The sequence below is a fragment of the Undibacterium pigrum genome (assembly GCF_003201815.1).
In the GTDB taxonomy this organism is placed as follows: domain Bacteria; phylum Pseudomonadota; class Gammaproteobacteria; order Burkholderiales; family Burkholderiaceae_D; genus Undibacterium; species Undibacterium pigrum.
In genome coordinates this window covers 36,893-45,881 of record NZ_QJKB01000016.1, presented here as the reverse complement: position 1 = coordinate 45,881, position 8,989 = coordinate 36,893, and the positions used below count along the sequence as shown (strand labels likewise).

The 8,989-nt window shown below is 52.3% G+C and carries 5 protein-coding genes; all 5 read left to right on the top strand.

Annotated elements, in window-relative coordinates; genetic code table 11:
* On the top strand, window positions 1-1,226 hold a 1,226-nt coding region (locus DFR42_RS29375; RefSeq protein WP_211324428.1), incomplete at its 5' end, for a cellulose synthase subunit BcsC-related outer membrane protein.
* A gap of 207 nt (window positions 1,227-1,433) precedes the next feature.
* Window positions 1,434-6,341, top strand: coding sequence for a cellulose synthase subunit BcsC-related outer membrane protein (locus DFR42_RS26055; RefSeq protein ID WP_110257995.1), 4,908 nt, complete (start codon window positions 1,434-1,436; stop codon window positions 6,339-6,341).
* 43 nt (window positions 6,342-6,384) lie between these two features.
* Window positions 6,385-6,807 carry a tetratricopeptide repeat protein gene (locus DFR42_RS26050; RefSeq protein ID WP_170133695.1) on the top strand — a complete coding sequence of 141 codons (423 nt, stop codon included), beginning with the start codon at window positions 6,385-6,387 and terminating at the stop codon, window positions 6,805-6,807.
* 463 nt (window positions 6,808-7,270) lie between these two features.
* Window positions 7,271-8,332 (top strand): 3-deoxy-7-phosphoheptulonate synthase AroG, encoded by a 1,062-nt coding sequence (aroG, locus tag DFR42_RS26045; RefSeq protein WP_110257993.1) that lies wholly within the window; start codon window positions 7,271-7,273, stop codon window positions 8,330-8,332.
* Between the two features lie 268 nt (window positions 8,333-8,600).
* Entirely contained in the window at window positions 8,601-8,939 is a 339-nt protein-coding gene (locus DFR42_RS26040; RefSeq protein ID WP_146218978.1) for a hypothetical protein, read from the top strand.
* Window positions 8,940-8,989: the final 50 nt, after the last annotated feature.

Below are 8,989 nucleotides of genomic sequence, written 5' to 3'. Positions count from 1 at the left end.
TTGACGCCATCAACGACCTCAAGAGAACAGAAGTGTCAGTTGAAGTCGCAGGCCGTGCGCGTAGCGGAGAAAAAGGCCTGTCCGCCCTGACAGATATAGAAACCCCCATAGAAGCCCGCATCAATACCTTGGGTCTTGGTCAGTTTGGTCTCAAGATCATCCCCGTGGTGGTTGATGCAGGTACCCTGTTTCTCAACGACCCCGCAGTCTCAGGCCAGTTTGGCCGCAATGCCATCGTCGTAGAACGCGCCAGATACGCCAAAGTCCAGTTCACCACCATCGCCCGCCAGCAAGGCCTCTCCAATGTCGCCACGCTGGACCAGGAAGCCAAAGGCGTCGCCCTCAACCTCAGCTACGAACTCGCTGGCGTCAGAGCAGACCTCGGCTCCAGCCCCATAGGCTTCCCCGTACAAAACGTAGTTGGTGGCCTGCGCTGGAGTGGCAGCGATGACGGACTCAGCCTGGGCATAGAAGTCGCCCGCCGCTCAGTCACCGACAGCTACCTCTCCTATGCCGGGTCTAAAGACAGCCTCTACGGACTCACCTGGGGTGGCGTCACCCGTACAGGCGTCAAACTTGACACCTCCTATGACGGAGAAGAAGGAGGCGTCTACGCCAGCGCAGGCTACTATGGCCTCACCGGTAAAAACGTCGCCAAAAACACCGAAGCAGAAATTGGCGTAGGCGCCTACTGGCGCGCCTACAAAACCAACGACTTCAGCTTCACCACAGGGTTGGGTTTAACCTCCTTCTTCTACAACAAAAACCTGCGCTACTTCACCTACGGACATGGCGGCTACTTCAGTCCCAAATCCTATGTTGCAGTAGGCATCCCGCTAGAAATCGCAGGACGCAAAGGCAAACTCTCCTACCAGATCGCCAGCTCACTTGGTGTCCAGCACTTCCGCGAACTGTCTGCCCCGTACTATCCAAATTCACCGGCAGACCAGGCAGAGCTGGAACAATTTGCGGCAGCCAATCCCACCATCAACATCCAGACCAACTATGCTGGACAAACCAGGACAGCGTTTGCATTCAAGATAGGTGGCGCAGCAGAATACCAGCTGACCCCACATTTATTCCTGGGAGGCAAGATCAGTGCAGACAACTCGGGCGACTTCAACGACACCTCCGCCGCGGTCTACTTGCGCTATAGCTTTGAGCCACGCAGAAGTCCTGTCGGCTTCCCGCCTGTTGCTCCAAAGGCTTACTATCAGGGCAATTAAGATGTAAAGCTCTAAGGATAAAAAACCGCCAAATTCCACATGATTTGGCGGTTTTTTATTAGATTTGCAATAGATTTACAATTCCTGCCACACATCTACTTCCTATTTATGCTGGCTTACTTCAAAATGCAGGTGAAGTGAGTGTTTATTTATCAGCATCGCCAGTACAGTATGCTCACTAGCCAGGAAGTGGAAAAGGGGACATGAATGACTTTTAAGAAGAAAGCGCTGGTATTGGCGCTTTTGACGGCATATCTGGAAAGCGGGACAGCTCTCGCGAATTCCCCTTTGACGCAACAATTGAAAGAACAGGCGCAATTCTGGGCCCAGCGTGGCAAAGACGAAAATGCCGCCGATGCCTGGCGCAAGGTTTTAAAAATAGAACCATCCAATGTGGACGCCTTGCTGGCGCTGGTTTTATTTGAAGCCAAGGCAGGCAATACCGCCCAGGCCAAAGCCTATTATTCCAAACTCCGTGGCGCGCAAGCCAGTATTTCACAACTGCGCATGGCTGAAAATGCCGTGCTGCACGGTGGCACCAGCGGCGGGCAGCTGGAAGAAGCGCGCAAGCTGGCCAAGCAGGGTGATGCTGACAGCGCCGTGGAAGCCTATAAGCAAATGGGTGATCCCTCCAAGCTGAAGGGCGATGCCGCATTTGAATATTTCCAGGTACTGGCAGGCACCAAGGCTGGCTACCCCGATGCCAAACGAGGTCTGGAAAAATTACTCAAGGAAAACCCGGGCAATACCCGTTATGCCCTGGCTTATGCCCAGGTATTGACGTATCGCGAGCCAACACGCGTGGAGGGCATGGCTGCGCTGGAACAACTGACCGTCAAGGGCGATGTTGGCAAGCAGGCTGGTGACTCATGGCGTCAGGCCCTGAGCTGGATGGGCGTCAAGAATGAAAATGCCAGGCACTTCCGCCGTTATCTGGATAAATTCCCTGAAGATCAGGTAATCAGTGAGCGCCTGGCCAGTTTAAGTCATCCTGCTGCACCAGCCGTACCTGAAGAAAAAAGTAATCCTGCAAAAGTGCTCGCCGCAGCAAAACAGAGCACGGCAGTGAAGGCCGTGGCTGAAACCAAAAAAAGCATGGAGTCGGCAGCCAGGACGGAAGTCGTCGAGAAAGCCGAAGTTAAACCTGAAGCCAAAACTGCAAGCAAGTCCGAATCCAAAGCAGCAGCCAGGGCAGAGGCACAGGCAAAAACAACTGGCGACGCACTGGAGAAAACCCGCATCGCAGCCTTTAAGGCCCTGGATGATAATGATCTCAAGGTCGCAGCGGCAGCTTTTCAGGGGCTCATCAAATCTCACCCCAGAGACTCGGCAGGATATGGTGGCATGGGTCTGGTGAAAATGCGCCAGGATGAATTCACTGAATCACGTACGCTGCTGCAAAAAGCAGTAGAGCTGTCGCCAGCCAGTCGCAAGGACCAATGGAAGCCCGCTTTCGACCGAGCCAATTACTGGGGCATGATAGCCGATGCCCGCACTGCATTTGAAGACAGCGATAGTGCAAAAGGTATAGGCTTGTTGCGCAAGGCAGTCGCCATGGACCCGAAAGAGCCAGTCGGCATACTGCAACTGGGTGATGCCTTGCTGGCTGAAAATGATCTGGTTGGTGCCGAGGCAAATTTCCGCCTGGTCTTGCGTGACGACAAAAAGAACCAGGGGGCGCTTGATAGCCTGATAGGTGTACTGGCTCTGCAAAAACGTATCAAGGATCTGGAAGAACTGAGCGCCTATATGTCGCCGCGCCAGATGACAGTCTTGTCTGAGTTGAAAGCTACCCAGTTATGGGACAAAGCCAAAGCTGCCGAGGTAGCCGGTGATATAGCAACTGCCCAGGCCAGTCTGGAAGATGCAGTGCTCATGACGCCAGATAATCCCTGGTTGCGCATGGCTCTGGCAAAAATTTATCTCGGTCAGAACGCACCAGGAGCCGCCCGCGCGCTCATGGATGCCATCGCCAATGTAGAAAACCCGCAGGCCGAAGCCCTGTATGCCAGTGCTCTGCTTAGCGCCATGCAGCAATTGTGGTGGGAAGGTTTGGTGACACTGGAGCGTCTGCCTGCCGCCGCCAGAAAACCAGAAATGTTTGAATTGCAAAAACGCCTGTGGACGAGGGTGCAGGTTGATCGCCTTAATGTCTTTGTCAATCGTGGCGATACCACCAGAGCGCGTGAGTTGCTGGGTCTCATAGAAAACACGGCAGGTAATAGTCCAGAGTTTGTTGGCATTATCGCGGCCTTCCATATGAAGGTCGGTGACCCTGCTCATGGCCTGGCACTGGTCAAGCGGGCAGTGGAGTCTACGCCTAATCCCCAGGCTGGTTTATTGCTGCAATATGCCATGGCCTTATTGCGTGCCAACCAGGAAGCAGAAGTGCTGGCTGTCATGCGCAAGGTCACTGACATGCCCAGGCTGACGGCTGAAGAGGTCACTGATTACAAAGACTTGCAACGCATAGTTTCCATGCGCTATTCAGAGCGGGCCAGGGAGGCGGGTGACTATGCCAGTGCCTTTAATTTCATCCAGCCCATGCTGATGGACAACCCCGAAGACAGTTTGTTGCTGCTGGCTCTGGCACGCATTTATTCTACGTCGGGTGATACTGATGCTGCCAAAGACTTGTATCAGCGGGTACTGGAGTCAGAGCCAGAAAACCCTGAAGTCTTGCAGGCGCTGGTATATGCCGCCATACAGGTCAAAGACTTTGGTACGGCAGAGCAGCACCTGGCCACACTGATGCAATTACAGCCTGGTAACCCACGCTTTATTTCCCTGGCAGGCAATCTCGCCCGTGCGCAAGGCCAGAGTGGCAAGGCTCTGGAATATTTCCGTCAGGCCCTGGCGCTGGAACAGGCTCAAAGACCAGCGAATGGTCTGGGTGCAAATGGCATGCGTCTGGTTGCCCAGGCCCCGGCTGCCAATGTTAATGAGTTCAGTGTTAACCCTTTTACAGACCGCAATGACCGTAGTGGAAGGGGGCAAACTGCCGTTGCCATGAATAATGCGCCAGTGCAGCAAGCTGTGGCAGCCAATTCCCGCAGCGCCCTGTTTGCGCCTGTAGGTGTGCCTCTGCAGCAAGTGCCTCAGTATGCACAACCACAGTATGCGCAGGCACAACCACAGTATGCTCAACCGCAGTACGCACAGCCTCAGTACGTGCAACCGCAATACGCGCAAGCTCAACCACAATATGTTCAACCGCAGCCGCAGTACGCACAGCCGCAGTATGTGCAGCCTCAGCCACAGTATGTACAACCACAATATGCGCAAGCACCTCAGCCTGCTCCGCAATATGTGATACCGCAATTGCCTGCTGCTACCCTGGCGGCGGCGCAACAAAGCCGGGCAGCTAATTCAGCCAGCCCAGCTACCGTAGCTGCAGCACCAGTGGCAAGTATTCCGCAATTGCCAGCCAGTGCCTTGAACAGATCAGCAGCACCTGTGCCAGCACTGCCTCAGCAAGCTTATTCAGCTAGTGCAGCGTCTGCTGCGTCCGTACAGGGCGGTTCAAGTGGAAATGTCAGCAGTGCTACGGGCGCGGCTACTGTCTATCAAATTCCACCAGCGAATATATCGCGCACGCCGCTGACGCAGACACAGCCGGTACAAAATAATCCACTGCAAAACCAGCCTGCGCCAAGAAATAATTATGATGCCAGTGGCGGTACTGGTAATGGAAATGCGCCATCTGTGTTGACGCCATATGTCCCGGCCAAGGTCAGTTACACTGCTGCGCCAGTCGCTGTTCCACAACAGTACGCCGCAGCGAACAGCAGCTATGCAACGGTAGCAGCCAACACAGCAGCCACGACAAGAGGTAAGCCAGTAAAAGCGGCGAACGTCAGTCCAGAAGAAGCAGCCCTGCTCAAAGAAATCGACGCCATCAACGACCTCAAGAGAACAGAAGTGTCAGTTGAAGTCGCAGGCCGTGCGCGTAGCGGAGAAAAAGGCCTGTCCGCCCTGACAGATATAGAAACCCCCATAGAAGCCCGCATCAATACCTTGGGTCTTGGTCAGTTTGGTCTCAAGATCATCCCCGTGGTGGTTGATGCAGGTACCCTGTTTCTCAACGACCCCGCAGTCTCAGGCCAGTTTGGCCGCAATGCCATCGTCGTAGAACGCGCCAGATACGCCAAAGTCCCGTTCACCACCATCGCCCGCCAGCAAGGCCTCTCCAATGTCGCCACGCTGGACCAGGAAGCCAAAGGCGTCGCCCTCAACCTCAGCTACGAACTCGCTGGCGTCAGAGCAGACCTCGGCTCCAGCCCCATAGGCTTCCCCGTACAAAACGTAGTTGGTGGCCTGCGCTGGAGTGGCAGCGATGACGGACTCAGCCTGGGCATAGAAGTCGCCCGCCGCTCAGTCACCGACAGCTACCTCTCCTATGCCGGGTCTAAAGACAGCCTCTACGGACTCACCTGGGGTGGCGTCACCCGTACAGGCGTCAAACTTGACACCTCCTATGACGGAGAAGAAGGAGGCGTCTACGCCAGCGCAGGCTACTATGGCCTCACCGGTAAAAACGTCGCCAAAAACACCGAAGCAGAAATTGGCGTAGGCGCCTACTGGCGCGCCTACAAAACCAACGACTTCAGCTTCACCACAGGGTTGGGTTTAACCTCCTTCTTCTACAACAAAAACCTGCGCTACTTCACCTACGGACATGGCGGCTACTTCAGTCCCAAATCCTATGTTGCAGTAGGCATCCCGCTAGAAATCGCAGGACGCAAAGGCAAACTCTCCTACCAGATCGCCAGCTCACTTGGTGTCCAGCACTTCCGCGAACTGTCTGCCCCGTACTATCCAAATTCACCGGCAGACCAGGCAGAGCTGGAACAATTTGCGGCAGCCAATCCCACCATCAACATCCAGACCAACTATGCTGGACAAACCAGGACAGCGTTTGCATTCAAGATAGGTGGCGCAGCAGAATACCAGCTGACCCCACATTTATTCCTGGGAGGCAAGATCAGTGCAGACAACTCGGGCGACTTCAACGACACCTCCGCCGCGGTCTACTTGCGCTATAGCTTTGAGCCACGCAGAAGTCCTGTCGGCTTCCCGCCTGTTGCTCCCAAAGCTTACTATCAGGGGAATTGAATTCCTAATTTAGCTAACTCATTCTGAAAACAAGATGAAAGTCATGAGATCCATTATCCAGTTTGTCAGTGCCAGTTTGCTGGTGCTGAGTGCCAGCACCGGTGCATATGCACAAGACCCCAATGTAGAAGGGCGTAATTTCCTGGCTGAAGGAAATAATAGTGCCGCCAGTAAAAAATTTGCCGAAGCTGCCAAGATCAATCCCTTTGATGCTTCTGCGCTGAACAACCAGGCTGTGGCCCTGGCCGCGCAAGGCGACAATGAAAAAGCCCTGAATCTGCTGGAAAGAGCAAACCGTCTCGCCCCAAATCGTGCCGATATCACGGCCAACCTGAATGAATTGCGCAACTGGATGAACCGTAATTCACCGCAAGTAGCGGCAGTGCAGAGAAAATCCCCCGTCCCGGGTGCCTACCCCAATCAGGGTGACATTCCACCAGAACCACCACCATTGTGGAAAAAATGAGTGAATAGAGAGGGAATAGGGGCGCAGGCAGAGGTGCTCCAAAGAAAGCATAAGCTTATTTCCGGAACATTCTTGCAAATTGCTGAATTCTGAGGCACTATAGTTTTGAAATACTCGTTTTGGCGAGTGAAATCATGCCTAAACAAAAAATAAGCAATAATTGAGTTGAATATACACGCAAATATTTACAAATATTGATATGAAACACACTGCTTTCTTTTTCTTCTTTTATTTTAGCTATTCCAAGCCAAGGGCGGTGGAAAGACGGTAAGCACTCGAAGAAAAAGAGCTAAGCCAAAATTCTAAAAAACCGCCCGATCAGGCGGTTTTTTTTTGCCCTTGCATTTATTACCAGTAAATCGCAATGAGGCCAGAAAAGAAATTGAATAGTAATTATCTTTACCGATCAGAATTTTTACTACATTTACATCTATTATTTTTTAAGAAATTCTCAGGAGAAGACATGCAACGCACCGATGATTTACGCATACGCGAAATGAAGGAACTGGTTCCACCCTCACATTTGATACGTGAGTTTGCCTGCTCTGAAAAAGCGTCGGAAACCGCAGCCAATGCCCGCACCGCCCTGCATCGCATCCTGCATGGTCAGGACGACAGACTCATGGTCGTCATCGGCCCATGCTCCATTCATGACACCAAGGCCGCGATGGAATATGCACATCGCCTCGCAGAAGAGCGTCCGCGCTTTGCCGGTGAGCTGGAAATCATCATGCGCGTGTATTTCGAAAAACCGCGCACCACGGTAGGCTGGAAAGGGCTCATCAATGACCCTTACCTCGATAACAGTTTCCGCATCAATGATGGTTTGCGCATTGCCCGTGAACTGCTGCTTAATATCAATGAACTGGGCCTCCCAGCAGGCACAGAATACCTTGACGTCATCAGCCCACAATACATCGCTGACCTGATCAGCTGGGGCGCTATCGGTGCCCGCACCACAGAGTCTCAAGTCCACAGGGAGCTGGCATCCGGCTTGTCTTGCCCGGTAGGCTTCAAGAACGGCACTGACGGCAATGTCAAAATCGCTGTTGATGCCATAAAGGCGTCATCCCAGCCGCATCATTTTTTATCTGTCACCAAAGGCGGTCATTCAGCCATCGTCTCCACCAATGGCAATGAAGACTGCCATATCATCCTGCGCGGCGGCAAGACGCCCAATTATGATGCCGTCAGTGTTGATGCAGCCTGCAAGGACATCGCCAATAGTGGCCTGGCTTCACGCCTGATGATTGATGCCTCGCATGCCAATAGCTCAAAAAATCCCGCCAACCAGATTCCAGTCTGCGCTGACATAGGCAAGCAAATAGCTGATGGCGATACCCGCATAGTGGGTGTCATGATCGAGTCCCATCTGGTCGCCGGTCGCCAGGACCTGGTGCCCGGCAAGGAGCTGGTCTATGGCCAATCTGTGACAGATGGTTGCATAGACTGGGAGTCGAGCATCAAGGTGCTGGAAGGCCTGGCTGAGGCAGTAAAGCAAAGGCGCTTGAAGCAGTCTTATTGAGAACAATACCTGCATGTACTGATTGCCATATTCTTACACCAAACTTTTTTAAACGATGATAGTTAAAAAGGCTTGGTCGCAGTTTACTTATGCATGGCCACAATCATCTTGTGGCCATGAGTTCGTTTCTCTTTGATTTTTATTGTTCATGTTTGAATTTACTTCGCGCAATTTTCTACATGATCCAGATAGCGGCACTTTTTCTGAAGCGTAGAATGCGCAATTTCATCTTTGTGAAAATTCCGTAACTTTTATTCTAAGGTGAATTTTGAATATTACTCTGGCAAAGAAAATTGCAGAATTCGAACCAACAGATGGAAGTTGGTTAGAACTCGAATCCATGTTTGAAGACGTATTTTCTTCAACGGAAGCAAAATTTTATTACGTCGCTATTTTCAATTTATTTGAGCGTTTTGCTGAGGATGATGGTGCAGGTGTTTTTTGGTCAGCAGTCCATGGAATGGAGGCGCGTGATGACTACGAAGAAGAGCTCGTTAGATTTTTTCGCCGTCATCCAACAGAAATGACAAGAATCATGCTGAAACGGATACGCAATTCAGGAGCGAAGTCGGTAGCTGGCATTTCTATCGATACACTCATTTCCTAAACTGCGCCATGCAGTGATAATTTACTTGCAAGCTATTATTAGTGGGATTC

Bases quoted from the DNA above. Each gene is read 5' to 3' on its own strand.
- DFR42_RS26055 (WP_110257995.1), top strand. From the start codon at position 1,434: ATGACTTTTAAGAAGAAAGCGCTGGTATTGGCGCTTTTGACGGCATAT.
- DFR42_RS26050 (WP_170133695.1), top strand. From the start codon at position 6,385: ATGAGATCCATTATCCAGTTTGTCAGTGCCAGTTTGCTGGTGCTGAGT.
- aroG (WP_110257993.1), top strand. From the start codon at position 7,271: ATGCAACGCACCGATGATTTACGCATACGCGAAATGAAGGAACTGGTT.